Below are 26,320 nucleotides of genomic sequence, written 5' to 3'. Positions count from 1 at the left end.
GCGGGGCGCGGGCCCCGCAAGCCTTGTCGTTGCGGCCTATTCGGCGGCCGGCTTGAACTGCGCCTGTTCGGTCGAGTCCTTCATCGCCGTCGTAGACGACTGGCCGCCGGTGATGGCCATCGATACCGCGTCGAAATAGCCGGTGCCGACCTCGCGCTGGTGCTTGGTGGCGGTGTAGCCGTTCGCCTCGGCGGCGAACTCGGCATCCTGCAGCTCGGAATAGGCGGCCATCTGGCGGTCCTTGTAGCCGCGGGCGAGCTCGTACATGCCGAAATTGAGCTGATGGAAGCCTGCCAGGGTGATGAACTGGAACTTGTAGCCCATCGCGCCCAGCTCGCGCTGGAATTTCGCGATCGTGGCCTCGTCCAGGTTCTTCTTCCAGTTGAAGGACGGCGAGCAATTATAGGCCAGCAGCTTGTCGGGATGGTGCTTGCGTACGCCCTCGGCGAAGCGCTTGGCCTGGTCCAGGTCGGGCTTGGAGGTCTCGCACCAGATCAGGTCGGTATAAGGCGCGTAGGCGACGGCGCGCGCAATGCACGGCTCCAGCCCGTTCTTGACCTTGTAGAACCCTTCGATCGTGCGGCCCTCGTCGTAATTCACGAAAGGCCGGTCGCGCTCGTCGATGTCCGAGGTCAACAGCGTGGCGGCCTCGGCGTCGGTGCGCGCGATCACCAGGGTCGGCACGCCCATCACGTCGGCGGCCAGGCGTGCCGCGTTCAGGTTGCGGATATGGGCCGCGGTCGGGATCAGGACCTTGCCGCCGAGATGGCCGCATTTCTTTTCCGAGGCAAGCTGGTCCTCGTAGTGAACGCCGGCCGCGCCGGCCTCGATATAGGCCTTCATCAACTCGAAGGCATTGAGCGGCCCGCCGAAACCGGCCTCGGCGTCGGCGACGATCGGCGCGAACCAGGTATCCACCGAAAGGCCTTTGCCCTCCGCCGTCTCGATCTGGTCGGCGCGCTGCAGGGTCTTGTTGATGCGCTTGGCGAGTTCCGGGCCGGCATTGGCCGGATAGAGCGACTGGTCGGGATACATGGCCGAGGCCGTGTTGGCGTCGGCGGCAACCTGCCAGCCGGACAGGTAGATCGCCTTCAGCCCGGCGCGCACCATCTGCATGGCCTGGTTGCCGGACAGCGCGCCGAGCGCGTTGACGAAATCGTCCTCGTGGATGAGCTTCCACAGCCGGTTGGCGCCCATCTCGGCCAGCGAGTGGCGGATTTGAACCGAACCGCGCAGCTTCTTGACGTCTTCGGGCGAATAGGGCCGCTCGATGCCGTCATAGCGGCCTTCGGGGGCGGAGGGGACGAGGTTGTAAAAATCAGTCATGACAAATCTCCTGCCGGCATTTGGCGTTGTATTGAAAGCGGTTTTGGGAGGTCGCGTCCGCTTTCGCATGTGACTTCCTTTACATTGCAGCGCAAAAGGCGCCAGAAATTCATTGATTTATCGGCCAAAAATCGGGAAAACCTGTCTTGCGTTTGACAGAGCGGCCTCGTAAAATTGTAAAAAATGTAAAATCCGTTTGCGGCGTATGACCGTGTCGGGTCTGTAAAATCATTACAAAAGGCATCGCATGGCGGAACAAAAAATCTTTGCCGGCCCGCGTATCCGGCGTATCCGCAACGCCAAGGGCCTGACCCAGACGGCGATGGCGAGCGGGCTCGGCATCTCGCCGTCCTATCTCAATCTGATCGAGCGCAATCAGCGCCCGCTGACCGTCCAACTGATCCTCAAGCTGGCCTCGGTCTACAAGGTCGAGCCGGAAGAGCTGCAGGCCGGCGCCGGCGGTTCGATCGCGGCGCTGCGCGAGGTGTTCGCCGATCCGCTGTTGTCGGACGAACTGCCCGGCGAGCAGGAGCTGGTGGAGATCGCCGAGGCGGCGCCGAACGTGTCGGCCGCCGTCGTCAAGCTCTACCGGGCCTACCGCGAGCAGGCCGGCCGGCTTTCGGACCTGTCCGAGCTGCTGGCGCGCGAGGGACACGCGACCGCGCTGTCGGCCGCGCGGCTGCCGATCGACGAGGTTCACGAGGTCTTCGAGCGCCGGGCGAACCATTTCTTGCGGATCGAGGAGGAGGCGGAGGCGTTTCTGGCCGTGCTCGACGCCGGCGACGATCTTGCCGGTGCGCTGAAAGGATGGCTCAAGCGCGAGCACGGCATCGGCGTGCGCGTGCTGCCGGTGGCGACCATGCCCAATTGGCGCCGGCGCTACGACCGTCACTCGCAGCGGCTGTTCATTTCCGAGCGCCTGTCGCCTTTCGACCAATTGCGCGAAATCGCGGTCGAGGCCTGCGCGATGCGCATGAGCGTTGCGATCGGCGCGGAAATCGAGGCGCTGAAACTGTCCGGCGACGAGGCAAGGCGGCTGGCCCGTTTCGAGCTCGGGCGCTACGCCGCGCATGCGGTGATGATGCCCTATGCCGCGTTCCAGTCGGCGGCGGTGCGCGCACGCTACGACATCGACGTGCTGAAATCGCGCTTCGGGGTTTCCTTCGAGCAGGCGGCGAACCGGTTGACCATGCTGCAGCGGCCGGGTGCTGCCGGCGTGCCGTTCTTCATGCTGGAGGTCGACAATGCCGGCCATCGCTTCCGCAAGGCGGGCGCGCAGGGTTTTCCGCAAAGCCGCTTCGGCGGCGGCTGTCCGAAACTGCCGGTTCACGCCGCCTTCGAGCAGCCGGGGCGTATCCTGGTCGAAGCGGTCGAGATGCCCGACGGGGCGGAGTTCCTGACGATCGCGCGCACGCTGGAAGGCCCGCAGGGCGCGTTCAACGAACGTCCGCGCCGCACGGCGCTGCTGCTCGGCTGCGATATCGGCTTTCGCGAGGAGATCGTCTATTCGGCGGCATTGCCGGCGGCCGCGCCCGCAAGCGCGGGCAAACCCGGCGATGTCGCGGCCATCCCGGTCGGGCCGGCATGTCGGCTGTGCGAGCGTAGCGGATGCCTGGCGCGCGCCGAACCGCCGGTGACGCGTCCGCTCGGGCTCGACGAGATGGTGACGGGGCTTTCGGCGTTCGATTTCCGTTGAGGACCGGCCGGGTCCGCGACGCCGTTACGGGTCGCGTGCCGGCCAGTGCGGGCGCGATCAGGCCGGCTGTTCGGATATCGTGCCGACGATATCCACGATCTGCTCATGCAGCCAGCAATGGGCCGGGTGCCGGTCGTGTCGCCGATGCCAGTAAAGGCGCAGTTCCTGGGCGGGGACGTCGACCGGCAGGGGGTGGAGCGCAAGATCCAGGTGATCGGCGATCGCCGCGGCCATCTGGCGCGGCAGGGCGGCGATCAGGTCGCTGCGGGCAACCGCGACGGCGACGCTGTGAAAATGCGGCAGGGCCAGCATCACGCGCCGGCTGGCGCCGATCTCGGCCAGCGCGTCGTCCACCATGCCCGACATCGTCCCGTCGACGGAGCGCAGCGCGTGCGGCAATCGGCAAAAAAGCGCCAACGGCAACATGTCGCCCGGCTTGACGCCGGCCCTGCCGATCTCGGCATGATCGCGCGCGGCCACGGCGACGAAACTCGACAACAGCACCGGCCGGCTCGACACCCAGTCCGGCATCGCCATGCGCCGTTCCAGCGCCGCGTCGATGGCGTTGTCGCGCAGCAGCCGCTCGACTTCGCCGGTCGCGCTGTCCAAAAGCCGCAGCGCAATGCCGGGCGCGCGCGCCGCGATCCGGGCAAACAGCGGTGGCATCGTTAGCGAGGAAAAGAAATCGGCGCCATAGAGCGTGAAAAGCCGCTCGGCCTTGGACGGGTCGAAAGACGCGTCGCCGGCAAGCGCCTGCTCGATCTGCGCCAGAGCGTCGCGCACCGCGTCGGCCAGCGTTTCGGCGAACGGGGTGGGGACCATGTCATTGCCCCGGCGCACGAACAGCTCGTCCTTGAGCGCATGGCGCAAACGGGCGAGTGCGTTGCTGACGGCGGGTTGGCTCAGGCCGATCGCCTGGCCGGCGCGGGTGGCGCTGCGCTCGCGCATCAACGCATCGTAGACGCGCAGGAGATTGAGGTCGAAGGATGCAAAATTCATAATCGTGATGCACCCCATATCAACATTCAATTTCCCGCCGGCGGCCAGCAAGGGTTATCGTTTGTTATACACCTATGGGGCGCAGGCAAGGAACGGCGCGGCCGATAATCGAGAAACGGTACAGAGCGGTTTGCCGCCGTGCAACACGCGGTGGTTGCCTGCGGCACGCCCCGAGCATGCACGCGCCGATGAAACCCGCTTTTAAACCACAGGATTGAACCATGACCGCATCTTCCGTGAGTTTTCCCGCCGCCGTGCTGATGGGCGTCCTCGGTATTGGCTGGGGCATCTACATGGCGATGACCCACGACCATACGACCATGCCGGCTCACGCTCATCTCAACCTGCTGGGCTGGGTGTCGCTGTTTCTGATCGGGGTGTTCTATCGGCTCCATCCGGCGCTCGACCGCAGCCGCGCGGCTTTGTTGCAGGTTGGCATCTGGATCGGAGCGACGGCGGTCATGGTCGGCGGAATCACACTGATCATGAACGAGAGCCCGATCGGCGAACCGATCGCGGCGGTTTCGTCGATCGTCGTTTTGGCCGACATGCTGTTTTTCGGCTGGTTGGTGATCGGCAATCGGCAGGCCCAAAGCGGCAGCGCGGACATGCCGGTCGCGGCGGAGTAGCCGCGAGCCGAACGCTCATCCGACCGACAGGATCACATTGCCGACAGTGTCACCGCTTTCGACCGCCTCGTGCGCGCGGACGGTTTCCTCCAGCGCGAAGGTCGCGCCGATCGCGTGGCGCAATTCGCCGGCCGCCAGCAAGCGGGTCAATTCGCCGATCGCGTCCCTCCTGACCTCGGGCGGCAGTTCGTAGACGACGAACACCTGCAGCGTCAGACTGTTCCAGAGCATGGCGGGAAACGAAACCGGGATTTCGGCGGCGATGTTGGACCCATAGCAGACAAGCTTGCCGTGGGCGGCCAACACGCCGTGCGGCAGCAGGGCGGCCGTCGCCGACAGATCCATGTCGACGATGCCGTCGGCGCCCCTTCCATCCGTCAGCTCCTGCACCCGCGCCGCGACGTCTTCTGCGCGATAGTCGATCACCGCGTCGGCGCCGGCATCGAGCGCATGATCGCGGCGGGCAGCGGAGGCGGTGCCGATGACACGGGCGCCGCGGCGTTTGGCGATCTGCACGGCGTAATGGCCGACGGCGTTGGCCGCGCCGGTGACCAGCAGCGTCCGGCCGGCGACATCGCCGTTGAGGTCGACGGCGCGTAGGGCCGTGAGCGCGGGAATGCCGAGACAGGCGCCGGCGGGAAAGTCGACCGCGTCGGGCAGGGCTACCGCCTGCCTGTCGGGCACGGCGATGAACTCGGCCGCGGTGCCGAATGGGCGTTTCCATTGTCCGTTCCAGACCCACACGCGTTCGCCCAGACGGCTTTGCGCAACGCCCTGGCCGACGGCCTCGATCACGCCGGCGCCGTCTGAATGGGGAACGATGCGCGGGGCGATCAGCGGCCGTCCGGCCCGGCTCTTGACGTCGGACGGGTTGACGCCGGACGCGGCGAGCCGCACCAGAACCTCGCCGGGACCGGGTTTCGGCGTCTCCATCTCGCCGACGACCAGCACGTCGCGTGCCGTGCCGTTTTTCTCGTACCAGACCGCTTTCACCGCATTTCTCCGAACCTGTCCCTGCCTGCTTTGGCTGCCTACGCTTGTTTCGGCGGCGAACAGCCTCCACACTTCGGCGGCGAAGCACAAGAGGGCGCCATGAACGACAAGCACAAGGCCGTGGTGGCGCGGATAACAGGGCGGGTGCAGGGTGTGGGCTATCGCGCCTGGACCCGGTCCGAGGCCGAGGCGCTCGGCCTGTCCGGCTGGGTGCGCAACGAGGCCGACGGCTCGGTCACCGCGCTGATCGCCGGCGCGCCGACGCGTGTCGAGGCGATGCTGGCGCGACTGCGGCAGGGCCCGCGCCATGCGTCGGTGGCGCGCGTTGCGGTCGAGAATGCCGATCCCGGCGGCATGGACGAGGGGTTTGCGATTTTGGGCTGACGCGCGCATGCGCGGGCGATCCGCGTTTGGCGCCGGCGCGGCGGTTGCGGATCGGCGCAAACGCGATTGACAAATTCGCAGTCGCGCTGGCAGCTTAGGCGACTAGCAACAGCCACACAGGCCAGTCTTGCCCTTTTCCGCATCCGGTACGGCCCCCGCCGGTTCCAAAGCAGCGCCAGCCCAGGCCATCACGGCCGCAGAACCCCGCTCCGCCTCCAGCGCCGTCGATGACGGCGAAGGCTTTGCCTCGGCCGAACACGAAGCCGAATATCGCGCTTTCGTGGAAAAGCATCCCGATCTGGAGGCGGTCGAGTTCCTGCTGGTCGATCCCAACGGCGTCATGCGGGGCAAATGGGCGCCCGGCGATGCGTTGAAGAAGGCCTATCTCGGCGGGGTCAACTTTCCCATGTCGCTGCACGGGCTCGACGTTTGGGGGCGCGAGGTCAACGAGACCGGGCTGCATATCGAGACCGGCGACAAGGACGGCTATTGCCGGGCCACGCGCGGCACGCTGTCGATCGTGCCCTGGGCCAAGCGCAAGACCGCGCAGGTGCTGTTGCAGACCTTCACGCCGGAGGGCGAGCCCTTCCTGGCCGATCCGCGCCAGGTGCTGAAGAAGAAGATCGCCGAGGTCAACGAGAAGGGATTTTTCCCTGTCGTCGCCTTCGAGCTCGAATTCTATCTGCTCGATCCCGATACGGACTGGGACGACGGCATGCCGGCGCCGGTGGGAGCGACCGCCGGACCGGACCGGCTGCGGATGTACGGGCTCGACGACCTGGCCGAGCACGCCGACCTGTTCGACATGATCCGCGACGCCGCGCAGGAAATGGACCTGCCGATCGACACGATCATCAAGGAGGCCGCACCCGGCCAGTTCGAGGTCAATCTCAAACATCGCGCCGACCCGCTGAAGGCGGCCGACGACGTGATCTTGTTGCGCCGCATCGTGATTGGCTGCGCGCGCGCCCACGGGCTCACCGCCACGTTCATGGCCAAACCCTTCCTGGAATATGCCGGCAACGGCATGCATGTGCACGCCTCGATGCTCGACCGCGACGGCCACAACATCTTTGGCGGCGAGGGCGGCCGGGCGCGGCTTGAATCGTCGGTCGCCGGCCTGCTGAAGACGATGCCGGAATCGCTGCTCTTGTTCATCAACACCTGGAACGGGTTCCGCCGCATCACGCCGGGCTCCTATGCGCCGACGCGGGCGGTCTGGGCGGAGAACAACCGCTCGGTGGCGCTGCGCATTCCCGTTTCCAACGAGGACAATCGCCGGGTGGAGCACCGCATCGCCGGTGCGGACGCCAATCCCTATCTGGTGCTGGCCGCCCTGATCCAGGGCATGATCGAGGGCATCGAGGGCGGTCTCGTGCCGCCGCCGCCGGTGGAAGGCAACGCCTATGACGACGACGGGTTGTTTTTGCCCGACGACATGGACGACGCCCTGCAGCTGATGGAAAAAAGCGCCTTTGTCGACCGCGCCCTCGGCCCGCTCCTGTCCAAGGTCTACAAGGATCTCAAGCGTGCCGAAATTATCGCCTTCTGGGGCGAGATCACACCGTTGGAACGTACAACCTATCTTTGATCGACAGCGGAATTTCCCGCTTGTCGCGGTGAAATTTCGCCAATAGGCTTTGAGAAAATCCGGCTCGAAAAAAACCAGGGGCCGGCAGGGGATCAGACAGAGGAGACGTTTTCATGTCACGCAGCATCGCGTTGCTCGCCGCCACCTCGCTTGCGGCCATCCTGTCCTTCGGCGCGGCCGCCCAGGAGCGGACCGTGAATGTCTATAACTGGTCCGATTATATCGACGAATCGATCCTGGAGGACTTCACCAAGGAAACCGGCATCAAGGTCGTCTACGACGTGTTCGATTCCAACGAGATCCTGGAGACGAAGCTGCTCGCCGGCGGAACCGGCTACGACGTGGTGGTGCCGACGGGCACGTTCCTGGCCCGGCAGATCCAGGCCGGCGTGTTCCAGAAGCTGGACAAGTCGAAGCTGCCGAACCTGTCCAATATGTGGGACATGATCGCGGACAGGACGCAAAAATACGATCCCGACAATGCCTATTCGATCAATTACATGTGGGGCACCACCGGCATCGGCTACAATGTCAAGAAGGTGCAGGACACGCTCGGCATCGAGCGCATCGACAGCTGGGACGTGGTGTTCAAGCCCGAGATGATCGGCAAACTCGCCGAATGTGGGGTCCACATGCTCGACGCGCCCGCCGAGATGGTGCCGGCGGCGCTGAAATATCTCGGTCTGGAGCCGACCAGCACCGACGCCGACGACCTGGCCAAGGCGGAGGAGCTGCTTCTGTCGATCCGCCCGAGCATCCGCAAATTCCACTCCTCCGAATATATCAACGCGCTCGCCAACGGCGATATCTGCATGGCGATCGGCTGGTCGGGCGATGTTTTCCAGGCGCGCGACCGCGCCGCGGAGGCCGACCAGGGCGTGGTCGTCGACTACGCGATCCCCAAACAGGGCGCGCAGATGTGGTTCGATCAGATGGCGATCCCGGCCGACGCCAGCAACAGCGAGGAAGCGCATGAGTTCCTCAACTACATCATGCGTCCCGAAGTGATCGCCAAGGCGTCGAACTATGTCTACTACGCCAACGGCAACAAGGCTTCGCAGGAGCTGCTGGAGGAGGACGTGATCGGCGATCCGGCGGTCTATCCCGACGAGGAGACGCTGGCCAATCTCTACACGACCATGCCTTACGATTCGAAGGAACAGCGGCGCATCACCCGCCTGTGGACGCGGGTCGTCACCGGACAATAATCCGCTCACGGCCCCGGTGCCGGGCACCGGGGCCGCAGGGCCTGGTCCGGCGGGGGCATCATGAAGTCACTCGGCAGCATACGCAGAAGTTTCGCGCCCTGGGCCGACGCCTCGGCCAAGCCCTATATCTCGTTCGACAACATCACCAAGAAATTCGGCGACTTCACCGCCGTCGACTCGCTTTCGCTCGACATTTACGAGCGCGAGTTCTTTGCGCTTCTGGGGGCTTCCGGCTGCGGCAAGTCGACCCTGTTGCGCATGCTGGCCGGGTTCGAGGCGCCGACCTCCGGGCGCATCCTGCTCGACGGACAGGACCTTGCCGGCATTCCGCCCTATCGCCGGCCGGTCAACATGATGTTCCAGTCCTATGCGCTGTTTCCCCATATGAGCGTGGAGCAGAACATCGCTTTCGGCCTCAAGCAGGACGGCATGGCGAAAGCCGATATCGAAAAACGGGTCGGCGAGATGCTCAAGCTGGTCAAGCTCGAACAGTTCGCCAAACGCAAGCCGCACCAGCTCTCGGGCGGCCAGCGTCAGCGCGTGGCGCTGGCGCGCTCGGTGGCCAAGCGCCCCAAGGTTCTGCTGCTCGACGAGCCGCTGGGCGCGCTCGACAAGAAACTGCGCGAGGAGACGCAGTTCGAGCTGGTCGACCTGCAGTACGATCTCGGCCTGACCTTCATCGTCGTCACCCACGACCAGGAGGAGGCGATGACCATGGCCGACCGCATCGCCATTCTCGACAAGGGCGAGGTGGTGCAGGTGGCCACGCCGGCCGAGATCTACGAGGCGCCCGGTTCGCGCTTCGTGGCCGATTTCGTCGGCACGGTGAATCTGATCGAGGGCGAGCTGAAGGGACGCGAAAACGGCGTCGCGCGGATCGAGGACGGCCAGGGGCTGACGATCCTGGCCGAGGATGCCGGGGACGCGGCGCCCGGCAACCGGGTCTGGTTCGCCATCCGGCCGGAAAAGATCAAGGTGAGCGCGGCCAAGCCGGACAAGACCGACAGCAACGCGGCCGAGGGCGAGATCTACGACATCGCCTATCTCGGCGATATGACCATCTTTCACATCCGGCTCGACGACGGCCGCATCGTCAAGGCGAGCACCATGAACAGCGCCCGCGTTTCGCAGGAACTGCTGACCTGGCACGACCGGGCGTGGATATCCTTCAGGCCCGATGCCGGTGTGGTACTGACGCGCTAGGAGATGTCGATGAAACGCCTAGCCACCGCCGTCGCGAGCCGCCTGGTCATCCTCATCCCCTATCTGTGGCTGCTGGTCTTCTTCCTGGTCCCGTTCCTGATCGTCTTCAAGATCTCGCTTTCGGGCACGGTGATCGCGATGCCGCCCTACACGCCGGTCTTTTCGTTTTCCGACGGCGTATCGGGTTTTTTCGCCAATCTGGCGCAACTCGGCATCGACAATTACCTTTGGCTGACGGAGGACGCGCTCTACGTCAACGCCTATATTTCCAGCATCGTGATCGCGGCTGTGTCGACCGCGATCACGCTGCTGGTTGGCTTTCCGATCGCCTACGGCATGGCACGGGCGCCGGCCGCACTCAGGCCGACGCTTTTGATGCTCGTCATCCTGCCGTTCTGGACCAGTTTTCTGATCAGGGTCTACGCCTGGATCGGCATCTTGAAACCGGAGGGCCTGCTCAATCAGTTCCTGCTGTGGCTGGGCATGATCGACGAGCCGCTGATCATTCTCAACACCCATACGGCGATCTTCATCGGCATCGTCTATTCCTATCTGCCCTTCATGGTGCTGCCGCTCTACGCCTCGTTGGAAAAGATGGACTATTCGCTGATCGAGGCGGCGCAGGACCTCGGCTGCCCGCCGATCGCCGCTTTCTGGAAGATCACCTTTCCGCTGGCGATACCCGGCGTGGTGGCCGGCTGTCTGCTGGTCTTCATTCCTGCGGTGGGCGAATTCGTCATCCCCGACCTTCTGGGCGGATCGCGTACGCTGATGATCGGCAAGACGCTGTGGAGCGAATTCTTCAACAATCGCGACTGGCCGGTCTCCTCGGCGGTGGCGGTGGTGCTGCTTTTGATCCTGGTGGTGCCGATCATGTATTTCCAGCAGGTCCAGGCGCGCACGCAGGAGCAGGATCGGTGACGGGCTCGTGGACACGGTTCAATATCGTCTCGATCGTCGCCGGATTCGCCTTCCTCTATCTGCCGATCGTGCTTCTTGTGGTCTATTCGTTCAACGAATCCAAGCTGGTCACCGTCTGGGCCGGGTTCTCGACCAAATGGTATTTCGAGCTGTTCAACAATCGCGGGCTGCTGGACGCGGCCTGGGTGACGGCGCGGGTCGCGCTCGTTTCGGCCACGGTCGCCACGGTGCTCGGCACACTGGCGGCGCTGACTTTGACCCGCTACACCCGGTTTCACGGTCGCGTGCTGTTTTCCGGCATGGTGTTCGCGCCGCTGGTGATGCCGGAGGTGATCACCGGGCTGTCGCTGCTTCTGCTTTTCGTGGCGATCGGCCTGGATCGCGGTTTCGTGACCGTGACGCTCGCCCACATCACCTTTTCCATGTGTTTCGTCGCGGTGGTGGTGCAATCGCGCCTGCTGAGTTTCGACCGCTCGCTGGAGGAGGCGGCGATGGATCTCGGCGCGCCGCCGGTCAAGACCTTCTTCGCCATCACCTTGCCGGTGATCATGCCGGCGATCGTATCGGGCTGGATGCTCGCCTTCACGCTCTCGCTCGACGATCTGGTGATCGCCAGCTTCACATCGGGGCCGGGGGCCACCACCCTGCCGATGAAGATCTACAGCCAGGTCCGGCTCGGCGTCACGCCGGAAATCAACGCGGTCTGCACCATCCTGATCGCGATTGTCACCGTCGGCGTGGTCGCCGCCTCGATCCTCAACAAGCGCCGCGAAGTGCAGCGGCAGCGCGACGCGCAGGCCGCGATGCGGTCATAACCGCGCCGGCAAGCATGCCGCCGCGGCGCGGGATCGACACGTTCTAACTGCGTGGCGGGCGCAGCAGATAGATGACGAGCCAGATCGGCACGATCACCATAGAGCCCAAAACGATGTTGGGAATCGCCCAGGCGACGCCGCGCTCGATCAAGGCGAGCACGGATTCGGGCGTCAGGCCCAGATCGGCGAGGATGTCGGCGGCGGTGATGTCGAAAGCGGACAGTCCCGCCCCGGTGATCAGCGAGACCAGCGCGATCTTGAACAGGCCGGACAGCAAGCGAAACACATCTTCCCCCGCGCTTGAACCCGGTTCCCCCGCGCCTAAACCCTGCGCGCCCGTCGCCGCAGCCGCGCCGCCAGCCTTTCAGCCGGTCAATGCCGGCGCGAGTCTAGCGCGATTCGGCGCTGTCAAGAAACGGCGCTGCTATTCGATCGTCTCAACCGGCGGCAGCATCGGCGACACGAAAGGCGCATTCCAGGACCCGCCGACGAAAAAGGCCGACACTTCGCCGGGCGGGCCGGCGTTGCCGGTGAGCTGCCGCGGCGCGACCATGCCCGACAGAGCCAGGCCGCGGCCGACATAAGGCACGATCCCGGTGAGCGAGATGGCCTGTTCCCCCGAGATCGCCTTGGCGACATCGAGGCGGGCAACGCCGTCGGCGACCGTCGCCTTCAGTTCCGCGCTTTCGATCGGCAGGTTTCCATCCGAGACCTCGTCCAGAGGGAAGAAGCCGCTTTGCTTGGCGCGCGCGAGGAATCCCGGCAGGTCCAGGCCGGCGATGGTGCCGGAGCCGAGCTTGACCGAAACGGAGCCGCCGGCCTTGGACAGGAAGTCCTTCCAAGCCGTCACGGTGCTGTCGAGAATGATGGAGACGGTTCCCCTGGCCCGCGGCACGGGCGGGGTCAGCCGCATGGCGGTTTCCACTTGTGTGGTGTCGATGTCGGTGGCGAGAATGCGCAGTTGCGCGGCCTTGCCGCCCGCGCTCGGCTCGATACGCAAACCCGCCTGCACGGTGCCGCCGAAGGCGGTCGCATCGGAGATGTCGAAAGCGGCCAGCCCGTCTTTGACCTGGACCGCGGCGGCGACCTTGGTCATCGACAGCGCGCCGGCCGTGGCCCTGTTGGCCGACAGGCGCAGATCGAGCCCGAGTTCGTGAGCGAAGGAGAGGTCGATCTGTTCGTCCCAGACGATCACTCCGGCCGGGCTCGGGGAAAAGGCCGATAGAAACGTGTAGATGTCGAGCGTCTCAAAGGCGAGCGTGCCGGTGATTGCGGGTACCGGGCCGGTGAAGGACAAATCGATCGCCCCCATGCCGGGATTGCCGCCGAAAACGATCTTGGCGTCCTCGACCTTGAGCCGGCTCATATCGCCGATGACGCGGCCCGAAACCGAGGCCGCGCCGACGGCGCTGCCCGGGGATATTTCGGTTTGCGACCATTCCAGAACCCGGCGCAACGATGGTGAGGACAACGTCGCGGCACCATCGATGAAGCCGCTGTTGGAAAAGGTGACGAGACCGTCATAGTCGAGGGCGAGCGGCGCGGAGGCGAGGGAAAAATCGACGCTGGTATTGCCGCCCGCAAACAGCGCCAGCGGCTGGCCGGCGGTGAATTCGACGGCGACGTTCTCGCCGCGCCACACGCCTTTGGCCGCCAGGGTCATCGCCCGGTCGAGCGACGGCCAGCCGAGACGGCCCGACAGGTCGGAGACGAGCAGTTTTTCCTGTTTGCCGTCCTCATCGGCGACGACGATCTGGCCGTCGACGAATTCGACCGTGCCGAGCGCGTCCTTTGGCATCAGACCGGTATCGGGGGCGGCCGGATTGGCTTCCACGAGCGCCCGCGCGGCGTTGATCGCCCGGGAGATCCGACCGCCGCGGGTGCCGGCCGGCAGCGGAACCGGGCCCTGCGTGCGCTCAAGCCGCAGCCGCGGGCGCACCAGCACCATTTTGGAGAAGGAGACGTCGCCGCCAAGGGCGGCGATCGCGGAGAGGTCGAGCTCGACCCGTTCCGCCTGGAGGATGGGCGGCGCGTCGGGCCTGCCCCATTCCTGGAAGGTGACGTCGGCGAGATCGGCCCGCAAAACCGGCCACACATCGATACGCGGCGTGCCGCGCAGGACGACGCGGTAGCCGGTCCAACTGCCGATTTCCTGGGCGATGCGATTGCGTACGATCTGCGTCGAGGCGACATAGGGCAACGCAGCCAGGACGACGAGCACGGCCACGATGCCGGTGACGACGATCCAGATGCTTCTTCGTGCCCGTCGCGATCGCATTCTCGTCGCTCAACTCCTGCTCTCGCGCCGTCAGCCGTTCGCGCACCGCCCGCTTTGCACGAGGCTCCAAGCCTTTTCAAGCCATTGTGGCCGGGCGATGGCGCGACCCGGGATGGCGCTCACGACGCCTTGCCCTCCTGCGGTGCCCAATGCATAACCGCACGACGACAATTGGAGGATCTCGATGTCTCGGACAGACCCGCTTTGGACCCCATCGCCCGACGCTGTCCGCAGGGCACCCATCATGGCATTCATGGCCGACGCATCCAAGCGTGCCGGCCGGGTCTTCAACACTTATGAGGCCTTGCATGCCTGGTCGGTCGAGGACCGCGAGGCGTTCTGGTCTTTGGTCTGGGACTTTTGCGGGGTGGTCGGCGAAAAGGGCGAACGGGTGCTCGTCAATGGCGAACGCATGCCGGGCGCGGCGTTCTTTCCCGATGCGCGGCTGAACTTTGCCGAAAACCTGCTCGTCAGGAGCGGGGCGGGGGACGCGATCGTGTTTCGCGGCGAGGACAAGGTGGAGCGCCGCATGTCGTGGGACGATCTGCGCGCCCTGGTATCCCGACTCCAGCAGGCCTTCGTCGACGCCGGCGTGAAGGCGGGCGACCGGGTGGCCGCGATGATGCCCAACATGCCCGAGACGGTGGCCTGCATGCTGGCGGCGGCCTCGATCGGCGCGATCTGGTCGTCCTGCTCGCCCGATTTCGGCGAACAGGGCGTTCTCGACCGTTTCGGCCAGATCGAGCCGGTCGTGTTCGTTGCCTGCGACGGCTACTGGTACGCGGGAAAGCGCATCGAGGTCGGCGAAAAGATCGGCAAGGTGTTGGACAATCTGCCGAGCGTGCGCATGGCGCTGGTTGTCGACTATCTCGGCGACGCCGCGCAGATCGCGGCCGGTCTCGACCGTGCGACGGCGCTGGAGGCGGCGTTGCGGCCTTATGCGGCGAAACCGCTTCATTTCGAGCCGCTGGCCTTCTCGCATCCGCTCTATATCCTGTTTTCCTCCGGCACGACCGGCATTCCCAAATGCATCGTGCATTCGGCCGGCGGCACGCTCTTGCAGCATTTCAAGGAGCAGCGCCTGCATGCCGGCATCGGCGAGGGCGACCGGTTCTTCTACTTCACCACTTGCGGCTGGATGATGTGGAACTGGCTTGTGTCGGGCCTGGGACTCGGCGCCACGCTGCTGCTCTACGACGGCTCGCCGTTCCACCCCGACGGCAACACGCTTTTCGATTTCGCCCAGGCCGAGAAGATGACCTATTTCGGGACGTCGGCGAAATTCATCGATTCGGTGCGCAAGGCGGGGCTGCAGCCGATCGACACGCACGACCTTTCCACCGTGCGGGTGATATCCTCGACCGGTTCGCCGCTGTCGCCGGAAGGATTCGACTTCGTCTATTCGGGCATCAAGGCCGACGTGCATCTGGCCTCGATCTCGGGCGGCACCGACATCGTGTCGTGCTTCGTCTTGGGCGTGCCGACGCGGCCGGTATGGAGCGGCGAAATCCAGGGCGCGGGCCTCGGCATGGCGGTCGACGTGTGGGACGATGACGGGCGGCCGGTGCGCGGCGAAAAGGGCGAACTGGTGTGTTCGCGAGCATTTCCGTCAATGCCTGTGATGTTCTGGAACGATGCCGACGGCGCCAAATATCATGCCGCCTATTTCGACCGTTTCGACAATGTGTGGTGTCACGGCGACTTCGCCGAACGCACCGAGCATGACGGGTTCGTCATCCATGGCCGCTCCGACGCCACCCTCAATCCGGGCGGGGTGCGGATCGGGACGGCGGAGATCTACAACCAGGTTGAGCAGATGGACGAGGTGATCGAGGCGATCTGCATCGGCCAGGACTGGGAGGACGATGTGCGTGTCGTGCTGTTCGTGCGGCTAGCCGACGGAGTTGTCCTCGACGAGGCGCTGGAAAAGCGCATCCGGACCAAGATCCGCACCGGCGCCAGCCCGCGGCACGTGCCGGCCCGCATCGTGGCGGTCAAGGATATTCCGCGCACCAAGTCGGGCAAGATCACCGAACTGGCGGTGCGCGACGTGGTGCATGGCCGCACGGTGAAGAACAAGGAGGCGCTCGCCAACCCGGAGGCGCTCGCCTATTTCGCCGGTCTCTCGCAGCTTCAAGATTGAGCGGTCCATGGTAAACGAACGATGAAACCGATATTTACCTAAGTGGAAGAAGTGGTACACTTCGGTAAACATGGAAACGCCCCGGTAAGGTTTTGTTAAGGGGTAGCGCCGATAGTCGTGCGTAACTTGAGGGTGTTGTTCCAGGCCGATCGGCAGGCGCCCGCATTTGCTCAAGTCCTCGCGTGACAGCCCGAATTCCATCAAAGGCGTCCTTTTGGGCGCCTTCTTTTTTTGGCCGATCGGTCCGCGGGTCCCGGATGCCGGGACAGGATCACATCGTCGCGTCGGCATCGCGCATCAGGGCGCGCGACAAAAGCACCACCGGCACCAGCGCAGTGAGGATGATGAGCAGGGCGGCCACAGCGCCGTCCTCCACGACACCGCGCGAGGCGTTTTCGTAGACATGGGTGGCGAGCGTCGAAAACCCGAACGGGCGCAGTAAAATGGTCGCGGAAAGCTCCTTCATCGTGTCGACGAAGACGAGAACGGCCGCGGTTGCGAGCGCCGGCTTCAAGAGCGGAAACAGCACCTTGCGGGCGCTGGCGGCCGGCGTATGCCCCAAGCTGCGCGCCGCCTCGTCGAGATGGGGCGGCAATTTTTCCAGCCCGGAGCGGATCGCGCCTTCGGCCAGAGCCAGGAAACGGACGCTGCAAGCGATGATCACGGCGGCCGCCGTGCCGCTCAGCAACAGCCCGGTCGACACGCCGAGATGGGTGCGTGCGAAGGCGTCGACAGCGTTGTCGAGCCGGGTCAGCGCGAACAGCAGGCCCAAGGCGAGCACGGTTCCCGGAAGCGCGTAGCCGCTGGCCGCCAGGCGCGCCACCGCGCCCACCGCGACGGTTCGCGACAGCCGCGTCGCATTGACCAGAACCAGTGCGATGGCGACCGTGACCAGCGCGGTGCAACCGGCGGTGAACACGCTGGTGACGAAGGCCTGCTGGAGCGCGGGATCGGCGAGTTGGTCCAGGCGCCGGGCCGCATAGCCGCAAAACACATAGGTCGGGATGCCGAAACCGGACAGGACGGGAAAAAGCACCGCCATGGTGGCGAACCATTTGCGTGCGCCGCGCAGTTGCACCCGGGGCGGTCGGGCCTTCATGTGTGTCGCCCTTGCGCCGTGAAAGCGCTGATTGCGCCGCGCCACGCGCTCGGCATAAAGCAGCGCCAGCACCAGGAACAGCATGACGGTCGATATCTGGGCCGCTCCCTCGAGGCTGCCGCGGTTGAGCCAGGTGGTGAAGACGGCGATGGTCAGCGTGTCGGCGCCGAGATATTCGGCCGCGCCGATATCGTTGAGCGTTTCCATCAGGACCAGCGCGCAGCCGGCGATGATGGCCGGCCGGGCGACGGGCAAGAGAATGCGGAAGAACACGCGCGCCGGCGCTGCGCCCAATGTGCGGGCGACGTCGGCGATGTTGCGGCCCTGCATGAGAAAGACCACGCGAACGGTGAGGTAGACATAAGGAAACAGCACCGACGACAGGACGATCGCGGTGCCGGTCGTGGAACGGATGTCGGGAAACCAGTAGTCGCGCGCCGACTGGAAGCCGAACAGGGCGCGCAGGGCCGTCTGTATCGGACCGGTGAACAGGAAAAACTCGCCGAAGGCGTAGGCGGCGAGATAGGGCGGCACGGCAAGCGGGAGAACGAGGGCCCAGGCCAGCAGCCGGCGCAGGGGAAAGTCGTAGGCGATGACCAGCCAGGCGCAGGCGACGCCGATCGTCGCGGTGCCGGCGGCGACCATGGCGAGCAGCGCCAACGTGGTCGCCGTGGCGCCCGGCAGCACGTTCCTGACCAGGTGCGGCCAGTCCTCGCCGGAGCCTGTCAGCGCGATCGCGACCACGATCGCGATCGGCAGGACGGCGAGCCCGGCTATGACGATGGCGGGCAAAAGCGCGCCGATATGCCTGTCGCGGCGGGCGACCGGGGCGGCGACCACATCCTGCGGGACCGTTTGCGCCGTCATGGTTCGCCTCGTCTCCCGCGGCCGGTCCCAAATGTCACGCAGAAAGGGCCGGATCGGCGATCCGGCCCTGCCGCGTCAGGGGCGTTGTGGCGCTCAGCTTGCCGGTCCATCCTGAAATCCGGTCGTGTCGACCAGTTCGGAAGCGGTCTTGCGGTTGTTGGCGATCTCGTCGAGCGGCAGCGAGTCGGGCTTGATGTCGCCGAACCCCTTGACGATGTCGGAGGGCTCCGTGCCGGGGCCGATCGGATATTCGAAGACCTGTTCGGCATAGATCTCCTGGCCCTGGGAGCTCGCCAGGAATTCCATAAGCTTCACGGCGTTGTCCTTGTTGGGCGCATGCTTGGCCAGCGCCATGCCGGAAATGTTGACATGGGTGCCGCGATCCTCGGCGTTCGGAAACAGGACCTTGATCGATTCGGCCCAGTCCTTCTGTTCCGGCTCTTTCTCATTGGTCTGCATCAGGCCGACATAATAGGTGTTGCCGATGCCGAGATCGCATTCGCCGGCATAGATCGCCTTGGCCTGGGCCCGGTCATTGCCGTCCGGCTTGCGGGCGAGGTTGTTCTTCAGGCCCGTCAGCCAGGTCTTGGTATAGTCCTCACCGTGATGGGCGATCATGGAGGCGAACAGCGCCAGATTGTAAGCGTGCTGGCCGCTGCGAATGCAGATCTTGCCCTTCCATTTCGGATCGGCGAGTTCCTCGTAGGTGATGGTGTCCTGCCCGACGCGTTCCTTGGAGGCGTAGACCACGCGGCCGCGCGTCGTCAGACCGAACCAGTGGCCGTCGGGATCGCGAAACTGCTCGGGGATGTTGGCGTTGATCGCCTCCTCGGAGACCGGCTGGGTGATGCCCTTGGCCTTGGCGTTGGACAGGCGGCCGATATCGACGGTGAAGATCAGATCGGCCGGCGAGTTGACCCCCTCGGCCTCGATCTTTTCCTCCAGACCCTTGTTCAGGAACAGCACGTTGGTGGCGATCCCGGTCTGTTCGGTGAAGGCGTCGAGCAGCGGCTCGATCAGGTCCGGCTGGCGATAGGAATAGATGTTGACCTCACCCTCCGCCAGCGCCGGGCCGGCCAGGAAGGTCAGGGAGAACGCGGCGATGCCGGCGCGGCGAAAACGGTCGATCGCATGGGTCATCGAAATCAGGCTCCTCCTGATGGTGGATTGTTCGGTGGCACGGCAAGACAGCGCAGTCCAACCGCCAGTTTCCCTCTATTGAGACAAAGAGACGGCGCCGTCAAGAAAAAACCAATAAAAATCAAGACTTTAGAATTATTCTAAACTAGAATTGTCAAGTATTGGGAATCGTGGCGTTCCTGCATCCATGTTTACGGCGCCGACAAAAAACCCGCGCCTGGCATCGCAGGCGCGGGCGGTTGCAGCCGAAAGCGTGTCGGGCTCAGTCGGCCAGGACGCGGGTGGAGGGAAAGCTGACCTCGACAAGCGTGCCGTCGCCCGGGGTCGAGTGGATGGAGAAATGGGCCCGGTTGGCCTCCACCATCGCCTTGGTCAGCGGCAGGCCCAGCCCAGTGCCGTCGCTGCGTTTGCGCTTCAGCGAATTGATCTGCTTGAAGGGCTTGAGCGCCTGATCGATCTCGGCGCGCGACATGCCCACGCCGGTATCGCGCACGCGCATGACGACGTCGCCGGTCGCCTCGTAGGCGGTGGAGACGATCACCTGGCCTCCGGGCGGGGTGAAGCGGACCGCGTTCGACAGAAGGTTGAGCGCGATCTGGCGAATGCTGCGCAGGTCGGCCACGACGTCGGGAAGGTGGGCGGGATAGCTGGAGCGGATGATGACGCGTTCGCGATTGGCCTGCGGCTGCATCATGGCCACGACCTCGGCGAGCGTCTCGTTGAGCGCTACGGCCTCGTAGGCGAGCTCCTGCTCGCCCGCCTCGATCTTGGAGATGTCGAGCAGGTCGTTGACCAGGTCGAGGACGTGATTGCCGGACCGGTTGATGTCGCGCAGATAGTCTCGATAGCGCTCATTGCCGATCGGCCCGAATTTTTCATCGAGAATCAGTTCCGAAAAGCCGATAATGGCGTTGAGCGGCGTACGGATCTCGTGGCTGACGCGCGCCAGAAAATCGGTCTTCTGGGAGGACGCCGTTTCGGCCAGCGCGCGCGCCTTGGTCAACTCTTCCTCGGCGCGTTTCCATTGCGTGATGTCGCGCATCACGGCGCAGAAGCCGCCGGCGGGGAGCCGGCCGATGGTCATGAACAGCGGAATGAAACGGCCCTGCGCCTCGCGGCCGATCACTTCGCGGCCGTCATTGAGGACGCTGGCCACGCCGTTGTCCGACAGGCCCTGCAGATAGTCGCGGGCCGCCTTCTGGCTCTCGACGGCGAACAGCGACACGAAGGGTTTTCCCGTCATGTCGGCGGCGTCGTAGCCGAACAGCGCTTCGGCCGGGCGGTTGAGCGAGCGGATCGTGCCGTCGTCGTCGATCAAGACGATGCCGTCGGTCGCCGTATCGAGGATTGTGCCCATTTCGGCGACGCGCGCGTCGGACAGCGCGATATCCGCTGCCGGATCCCGCTCGGCCGGCGGCGCGAGCGGCGTAATCGCCAAAAGCAGCGCCTTGCGCTCGTGCCAGGGCACCGACTGGAGATGCGCCCGGACGGGAAACTCGCGGCCGTCCTTGGCGCGCAGCATGGCGGCGCCGTCCTTGTCACCGTCCTGCGTCTCGTAGGGCTCGACGAACAGCGCGCCGAGGCCGCCGGCCTCGTCGAGATCGTCCAGCGAGGCGTAGCCGGTCATGTCCCAGAAGGCCGGATTGCCGAAATGCAGAACGTCGCCGGAATGGACCAGCAGCGCGATCGGCAACTTGGCAAACACCGACACGCCGAACTGGCGCCCCTGGCCGCCGGTGTCGGCCGCGGCGAAAGCGGACGGCAGGATTACGGTCGCCGGCCGGTCGCCGGCCGCCTCGTTTGCCGGTTCCGTTGCCGACGCCGCGTGTGCCGGCCCGTCCTCGGGCGAAGCGGCCTCGTCGGCGGCCGGGCTGTCGGCGTCGTGGGGGAGGGAACCGTCGGAAGGGGCCTTATCGACGCCCGCGGGCACATCCTGATGCTCGAGCCTGACCGCATCGTCTGCCGGCGGCGCGGTTCCGGCGTCGTCGGGCGCAAGGGCTTCGTGCTCAGCGGGCGCGGTTTCGCCGGCGGTTTCCGGCCCGGCAGCCGTCGTCTGCGAGCCGGACGCGGTCGCATCGCCGGCCCGGTCGTCGCGACGCCGCGGATCGTCCGTTCGCGTGCTGTCGTCCTGAGGCCGTTCCTCGGCTGTCTTGCGATCGTCATTGTCGGCGGGAGGTCTGGCTTCGGCCGCAAGACCGTCGTCGTCGGTCTCCGTTGCGGCGCTCTCGCCGGTCACGTCCTTGAGGCGGTTGCCGATCTCGCGGAATGCGTCGTGCTCGCTCGACGACAGGGCGCGCGCTGGCGGACCGGCGCGTCGCGTTTCAAGATGAACGACCTTTTCCTGGCCGTCGGATGCGGGCACCTCCGTGCCGGTCTCGGCCGCCGGTCGGTCCGCCTTGTCGGCGTCGAAAGCGGTGTCGGGTGGGCCGGCCTGCTGCTGCGGCTCGTCTTCGGCGGGCGCCGGGTCTGCGGGTGCGAGACCGCGCGCCTGCGGATCGACCGCCGCGTCGGCCGTGCGGGCGATGCCGAAGCCGCGAAATCCCTCGAATTGGCGCTCGCGTCCGTAGATCGGCAAGGCCGCCAGATCGACGGGAATGTGCAGCGCCGCGCCATCGACCGGCCACAGCACCGTCTTGCCGGACCAGGTGTCGCGCCGCGCCAACAGGCCGGCGATCTCGCCGTCGGGGTCGAGCCCGTAGCGTTCGGTCAGCTCGGAGAAGCTGCGGCCCGTTATGGTGTCGACGGGCATGCGCACGGCCTTGGCGAATTCCTCGGCGATCACGCTGATGCGCCCCTCGGCGTCGGTGCGCCACACGAAGCGCAGCGGAGCGGACGCGTGCAGCGTGTCCAGCAATGCGGTGGTCTCGGACGGCGACAGTTCGGCCGTGTCGTGATCGGCCGCCGCTTGCGGCGGTTCGGGGTCGTCCGGCGTGTCGGGTTCGCTGTTTTCGCCGGTTTCGCCCGGCGTTTGCGCGGGGCGATCCGCGTCGAAATACCACCGGTCGACCTGGCCGCGGCCGTTGCTGCCGCCGCGCCGGTCTTCCGACATCGCGCTCCCGTCCGTTGCCGCGGCCGCGTCGACTGGGCCGGTGTCGCCGGTTGCGGCGAAAAGGTCTCCGGGGCCGTCGTCGCCCGACGGCGGTGTGGCGGTGACGGGCGCTCCAGCCCTTGGCGCGTCGGCGGGCGGAGCTTCGCGTGGGCCGTCGGGCTCCCGCTCTGCCAGCGCCGGCGGATCGCCGGCCTGCGGTTCGGCGTCGTCGACGGCGATCAGCAGATGCAAAGCGGGCGCGTCCGTCAGCCGGGCGATACCGGCTGGAATATTGCCGTTCCGTGCGGCGACCCGGCGCTTGACGAGCCGGTCCCGCTCATCGGCGACCTCGCGCACCAGGTCCGAAAGCGTTGCCGGGGTTATTCCCAGCGTGTCGAAACCGGGCGCGGCGGCGAGCACGGTGCCGCTCTGATCGAGCAGGGCGGCGAAATAGCCGGCTTCGGTGAAGCCCGATATGGCACGCCGCTGCACCGTCTCGGGGTCGTGTGCGGCGGCGGCCGGCGCGGCGGCGGCAAGCAGAAGCGCCAGTTCGCCGTCCGGCAGGTCGAGGCCGGTCGCCAGGAATGTGACCGCCCGGCTCGTGCTTCCGCTCGACAAGCGCAGCGCAAGCGGCCGGTCGCGGCCGATCTCGGGAAAGCCGGGCGTGGCCGCGATCTGGCGACGCTGCGCGACCGTCAGCCCGGTTTCGGCGCCCATGATCGCTTCGATGTCGGGATAGCCGAACAGTTTCGCGCCGGGACCGTTGGCCCAGATCACCTCGCCGATATCGGCGGAAAGAATAGCCAGCGCGTCGCCGGCGGCGAAACGGGAACGGACCTCGTCCAATACTGCAATGTCGATGAACGAGTAGTCGCTGGACGCCATACGCATCAATCCGAATTCGCTGGAACCCGCCCCGGTGTTAAGAGTTCGTTAATAAAAGAGACCTTCGCGAAGGTCCACAATTCGGGGGCCGGTGGCGAGCGGAATCTGGCTGGTTGGTTAACCCGAAATAGTTTCATATTGCGTCGCAGCAATTATGTTGCAATGCACAATGAAAATTGTTATGTGGATCGCAAGCGGCCGCTCCGTTTGTCGTGGGCCGCAATCAATCGAAGAGGAGTCCCTCATGTCGAAAGCCGCGAAAACCGCAGAAACCATCGAATTCCCCACCTTCGACGCCGAGAAGGCGACCGATCAACTCCGCTCGTTCGCCGAAAAGAGCCTCGAGCAGTCGAAGGAAGCCTATGCCAAGTTCAAGGCCGGCGCCGAAGACGCGCAGAAGACGCTGGAAACCAGCTTCGAGACCATGAAGCAGGCCGGCGACGAAGTGTCGCTGAAGGCGATCTCCGCCATGCGCGCCAATGCCGAGGCCGGGTTCGGTCATCTGGAGGCGCTGGTCGGTGCCAAGACCATCTCGGAGCTTGTCGAACTGCAGACCAGTTTCATGCGCAAAAATGTCGAGATGATGGTCGATCAGGCCAAGGACATGCAGGCCGTGTCGTCCAAGGCCGCCGAGGACATCGCCAAGCCGGTCAAGACCGCGTTTGAGAAGACCATGAAGGACATCAAGGCGGCCTGATCGGGAAAACCGGCCGGCGCGCCGCGCCGCCGATCCCTTTGCGGGCGCATTGTCGAAAAAGGCCGGTTCAGCCGGCCTTTTTCATGCGCCCAAACGGCATGCCCACCCTTGCATTCGCCGGAATTTGACCGTATTGCACACCAGCCTTTCGCAAGAGGCGCCGTGCGGTTGTAGCTCAGTTGGTTAGAGCGCAGGATTGTGGCTCCTGAGGTCGGTGGTTCGAATCCACCCAACCGTACCATTTTTCCCCGGTCCGTTCCGGACGCATGGGGGTCCATTTCATCGCGACGACATTGCTAACACTTTCAGGCCGAAAGGATTTTTGGCCTGACCGGTCCGGCGCGCCGTCTCCCGGGCTTCGGCGCGCGCCCGTATTCGGCGCCGCCATAAAGAAAAGGCCCGCCGGGGAGGATCGGCGGGCCTTCTAACGTCGGACGGCGCGGTATGGGAGGAGGAGGATCGCGCCGTCCGCTACCGGCGGGCAGGGAGGAGGAGGCCCACCGGAATTTCGGATCTAAAGGGTTCTGCGCGCCACCACCGGGATCTCGGCGCGGTTGAGGCCGATATCGTGCAGTTCGCGGTCGCTGAGGCGATTGAGCTCGTTCACCGCATGCCGGTAACGGCGCCAATTGCGATAATTGTGGATCAGGCTCACGGCGATTGACCTTTCTGCGTCTCAAATCTGATAGCCGGGAGATAGGTGTGCGCTGCACAAACAAAAGCCCCGTTTGTGCATGGCAGGATTGCGTGCCGTGCAAGCCGGACTCGCCGTGCAAAATATCGCGCCTGGCACATGGACCGGTGCCGGCGTTGGCGCGGCAGGTTTTGTCGGCTCTATTCGAACAGAGACCCCTGGCCGGCCGGGCCCGGTTTTTCACGCGGCAGGTGCGGCTTGCGGGCTTTCGGCCGCTCGCCGCCGACGATCACGGCGTCGGCGGCTGCATCGGCGAAGCGCAGCGACACCTGATCGCCCGACGCAAGCCCGGCGGCGCGTTTGACCGGCCGGCCCTTCGCGTCGCTGACCAGGGCGAAACCGCGATCGAGCACGGATTTGTAGGACATGCTCACCAGCAGGCGCTCGGTGTGGGCGAGGCTGTTCCTGCGCTGCTCGATGGTCAGCGCCAGCGCACGGTCGCGGCGGCGCGCAAGGCCCGACAGGTTCTCGCGGGCGGTTTTGACCCGGCGCAGAAGCGGATCGAGCCCGAGCCGGGCAAAGGCGGCGGCCAGCCCTGTGCGGCGTTCGCGCAACAGCGCGTCCTGGGCACCTGGCATGCGCGTGGCGGCCAGCGCCACGGCCCGGCGGGCCTCGCCAAGCCGCCTTTCGAGCGCGACCGTCGTCAGGCGCAGTCCGCGCAGGCGCAGCCGCTTGCTGTCGACATTGACCTGAAGGCCGCGCCCCAGCCTGGCGGCCGCCTCGTCGAAGCGTCGCCGCGGCAGGGCGAGAAGCTGGTCGGCCGAGGGCAGGGCGCGGGCGGCGGCCCTGAGCGCCTGGCGCTTGCGCTCGCCCGCGCGCGAGATCGCACCGGCATGCCGGGCGGCCAGGCTGGCGAGCGTGGCTTCCAGCTCGGCCTTGACCGGCACCGCCATCTCGGCCGCCCCCGTCGGGGTGGGCGCGCGCCGGTCCGCGGCGAGGTCGATCAGGGTCCAGTCGGTTTCGTGGCCCACGGCCGAGATGACCGGGATCTGCGAGGCGGCGACCGCGCGCACCACCGCCTCGTCGTTGAAGCCCCAAAGATCTTCCAGGCTGCCGCCGCCGCGCGCCACGATGATGATGTCGGGCCGGCCGGCCCCGGGCGGGAGCCCATTGAAGCCGGAAACGGCGTTCGCGACCTCGGGTCCGGCGGTTTCGCCCTGCACGCGCACCGGCCAGACGACGATATGGAGCGGATAGCGATCGGAAATGCGATGCAGGATGTCGCGGATCACCGCACCGGTTGGCGAGGTGACGACGCCGATGACGCGCGGCAGATAGGGCAGCGGCGCCTTGCGCATTTCGTCGAACAGGCCCTCGGCGGCGAGTTTGCGCTTGCGTTCCTCCAGAAGCGCCATCAGCGCGCCGGCGCCGGCCGGTTCGAGACTGTCGATGACGATCTGGTATTTGGACGAGCCTGGATAGGTGGTGAGCTTGCCCTGGGCGATCACCTCCATGCCTTCTTCGGGCTTGATCTTGAGGCGCGAGAACGTGCCGCGCCAGACAACGGCCTCGATGCGGGCGCGCTCGTCCTTGAGCGCGAAATAGGCGTGGCCGGAGGAATGCGGGCCGCGATAGCCGGAAATCTCGCCGCGCACGCGCACATGGCCGAAAGCGTCTTCGACGGTGCGCTTCAGCGCGACGGAAATCTCCGAAACGGTGAATTCGGCCGCATTGGTCGGGGAATCGTTCATGACCCCATTCGCGGGATCGGCCGCCGTCAAGTC

General features: G+C 65.6%; 20 protein-coding genes and 1 tRNA gene. 11 read left to right on the top strand and 10 right to left on the bottom strand.

Features of this window, described 5'->3' with window-relative positions:
- Positions 1-36: 36 nt before the first annotated feature.
- The gene (aceA, locus tag C7T96_RS08340) at positions 37-1,326 is read right to left on the bottom strand and encodes an isocitrate lyase (protein WP_106570744.1); all 1,290 of its coding nucleotides are present in this window, start codon (positions 1,324-1,326) and stop codon (positions 37-39) included.
- Positions 1,327-1,573: 247 nt separating this feature from the next.
- Here aceA and C7T96_RS08335 point away from each other — a divergent pair, with 247 nt between their 5' ends.
- A complete protein-coding gene (locus C7T96_RS08335; protein ID WP_106570743.1) occupies positions 1,574-3,022 on the top strand; it encodes an XRE family transcriptional regulator in 1,449 nt (482 codons plus the stop codon).
- Between the two features lie 57 nt (positions 3,023-3,079).
- On the opposite strand, the gene C7T96_RS08330 is transcribed toward C7T96_RS08335, so the two are convergent.
- Positions 3,080-4,021, bottom strand: coding sequence for a LysR family transcriptional regulator (locus C7T96_RS08330; RefSeq protein ID WP_106570950.1), 942 nt, complete (start codon positions 4,019-4,021; stop codon positions 3,080-3,082).
- A gap of 221 nt (positions 4,022-4,242) precedes the next feature.
- On the opposite strand from C7T96_RS08330, the gene C7T96_RS08325 reads away from it, so the two are divergent.
- A complete protein-coding gene (locus C7T96_RS08325) occupies positions 4,243-4,650 on the top strand; it encodes a hypothetical protein (protein WP_106570742.1) in 408 nt (135 codons plus the stop codon).
- 15 nt (positions 4,651-4,665) lie between these two features.
- Here C7T96_RS08325 and C7T96_RS08320 read toward each other — a convergent pair whose 3' ends face one another.
- Positions 4,666-5,643, bottom strand: a complete 978-nt coding sequence (locus C7T96_RS08320) for an NADPH:quinone reductase (protein WP_106570741.1) — start codon at positions 5,641-5,643, stop codon at positions 4,666-4,668.
- A 99-nt stretch (positions 5,644-5,742) separates the two neighbouring features.
- On the opposite strand from C7T96_RS08320, the gene C7T96_RS08315 reads away from it, so the two are divergent.
- From C7T96_RS08315 to C7T96_RS08290, 6 genes are all read left to right on the top strand, one after another.
- Positions 5,743-6,027 carry an acylphosphatase gene (locus C7T96_RS08315; protein WP_106570740.1) on the top strand — a complete coding sequence of 95 codons (285 nt, stop codon included), beginning with the start codon at positions 5,743-5,745 and terminating at the stop codon, positions 6,025-6,027.
- A gap of 280 nt (positions 6,028-6,307) precedes the next feature.
- Entirely contained in the window at positions 6,308-7,618 is a 1,311-nt protein-coding gene (locus C7T96_RS08310; RefSeq protein WP_238719887.1) for a glutamine synthetase family protein, read from the top strand.
- A gap of 113 nt (positions 7,619-7,731) precedes the next feature.
- Positions 7,732-8,826 carry a polyamine ABC transporter substrate-binding protein gene (locus tag C7T96_RS08305; protein ID WP_106570739.1) on the top strand — a complete coding sequence of 365 codons (1,095 nt, stop codon included), beginning with the start codon at positions 7,732-7,734 and terminating at the stop codon, positions 8,824-8,826.
- A gap of 60 nt (positions 8,827-8,886) precedes the next feature.
- On the top strand, positions 8,887-10,029 hold the full coding sequence (locus C7T96_RS08300) for an ABC transporter ATP-binding protein (protein WP_106570738.1): 1,143 nt from the start codon (positions 8,887-8,889) through the stop codon (positions 10,027-10,029).
- Positions 10,030-10,038: 9 nt separating this feature from the next.
- Positions 10,039-10,950 carry an ABC transporter permease subunit gene (locus C7T96_RS08295; protein WP_199190434.1) on the top strand — a complete coding sequence of 304 codons (912 nt, stop codon included), beginning with the start codon at positions 10,039-10,041 and terminating at the stop codon, positions 10,948-10,950.
- Complete coding sequence (locus tag C7T96_RS08290; RefSeq protein WP_106570736.1) at positions 10,947-11,765, top strand: ABC transporter permease subunit; 819 nt, start codon at positions 10,947-10,949, stop codon at positions 11,763-11,765. The genes C7T96_RS08295 and C7T96_RS08290 overlap by 4 nt, the downstream gene beginning before the upstream one ends.
- Positions 11,766-11,808: 43 nt before the next feature.
- Here C7T96_RS08290 and C7T96_RS08285 read toward each other — a convergent pair whose 3' ends face one another.
- Positions 11,809-12,051, bottom strand: coding sequence for a DUF6460 domain-containing protein (locus C7T96_RS08285; protein WP_106570735.1), 243 nt, complete (start codon positions 12,049-12,051; stop codon positions 11,809-11,811).
- Between the two features lie 138 nt (positions 12,052-12,189).
- Positions 12,190-14,043, bottom strand: a complete 1,854-nt coding sequence (locus C7T96_RS08280) for an AsmA-like C-terminal region-containing protein (protein WP_106570734.1) — start codon at positions 14,041-14,043, stop codon at positions 12,190-12,192.
- A 184-nt stretch (positions 14,044-14,227) separates the two neighbouring features.
- Here C7T96_RS08280 and C7T96_RS08275 point away from each other — a divergent pair, with 184 nt between their 5' ends.
- Positions 14,228-16,186, top strand: coding sequence for an acetoacetate--CoA ligase (locus C7T96_RS08275; RefSeq protein ID WP_106570733.1), 1,959 nt, complete (start codon positions 14,228-14,230; stop codon positions 16,184-16,186).
- A gap of 271 nt (positions 16,187-16,457) precedes the next feature.
- On the opposite strand, the gene C7T96_RS08270 is transcribed toward C7T96_RS08275, so the two are convergent.
- From C7T96_RS08270 to C7T96_RS08260, 3 genes are all read right to left on the bottom strand, one after another.
- Positions 16,458-18,152: an iron ABC transporter permease gene (locus C7T96_RS08270; protein WP_106570732.1), complete on the bottom strand. Its 1,695-nt coding sequence runs from the start codon at positions 18,150-18,152 to the stop codon at positions 16,458-16,460.
- Between the two features lie 93 nt (positions 18,153-18,245).
- On the bottom strand, positions 18,246-19,292 hold the full coding sequence (locus C7T96_RS08265; protein WP_106570731.1) for a Fe(3+) ABC transporter substrate-binding protein: 1,047 nt from the start codon (positions 19,290-19,292) through the stop codon (positions 18,246-18,248).
- Positions 19,293-19,554: 262 nt separating this feature from the next.
- Positions 19,555-23,205, bottom strand: coding sequence for a histidine kinase dimerization/phospho-acceptor domain-containing protein (locus C7T96_RS08260; protein WP_106570730.1), 3,651 nt, complete (start codon positions 23,203-23,205; stop codon positions 19,555-19,557).
- Between the two features lie 244 nt (positions 23,206-23,449).
- On the opposite strand from C7T96_RS08260, the gene C7T96_RS08255 reads away from it, so the two are divergent.
- Together C7T96_RS08255 and C7T96_RS08250 are read left to right on the top strand one after the other, a co-directional pair.
- Positions 23,450-23,902 carry a phasin gene (locus C7T96_RS08255; protein WP_106570729.1) on the top strand — a complete coding sequence of 151 codons (453 nt, stop codon included), beginning with the start codon at positions 23,450-23,452 and terminating at the stop codon, positions 23,900-23,902.
- A 164-nt stretch (positions 23,903-24,066) separates the two neighbouring features.
- Positions 24,067-24,143: transfer RNA gene (locus C7T96_RS08250), tRNA-His, on the top strand.
- A gap of 273 nt (positions 24,144-24,416) precedes the next feature.
- Here C7T96_RS08250 and C7T96_RS08245 read toward each other — a convergent pair.
- A complete protein-coding gene (locus C7T96_RS08245; RefSeq protein ID WP_106570728.1) occupies positions 24,417-24,557 on the bottom strand; it encodes a DUF1127 domain-containing protein in 141 nt (46 codons plus the stop codon).
- A 179-nt stretch (positions 24,558-24,736) separates the two neighbouring features.
- Complete coding sequence (gene xseA, locus C7T96_RS08240; protein ID WP_106570727.1) at positions 24,737-26,287, bottom strand: exodeoxyribonuclease VII large subunit; 1,551 nt, start codon at positions 26,285-26,287, stop codon at positions 24,737-24,739.
- Positions 26,288-26,320 lie beyond the last annotated feature (33 nt).

Origin of the sequence: Nitratireductor sp. StC3 (assembly GCF_003015025.1) — a bacterium.
Lineage (GTDB): Bacteria > Pseudomonadota > Alphaproteobacteria > Rhizobiales > Rhizobiaceae > Mangrovimarina > Mangrovimarina alexandrii.
This window is presented reverse-complemented; position numbering and strand designations above follow the sequence as displayed.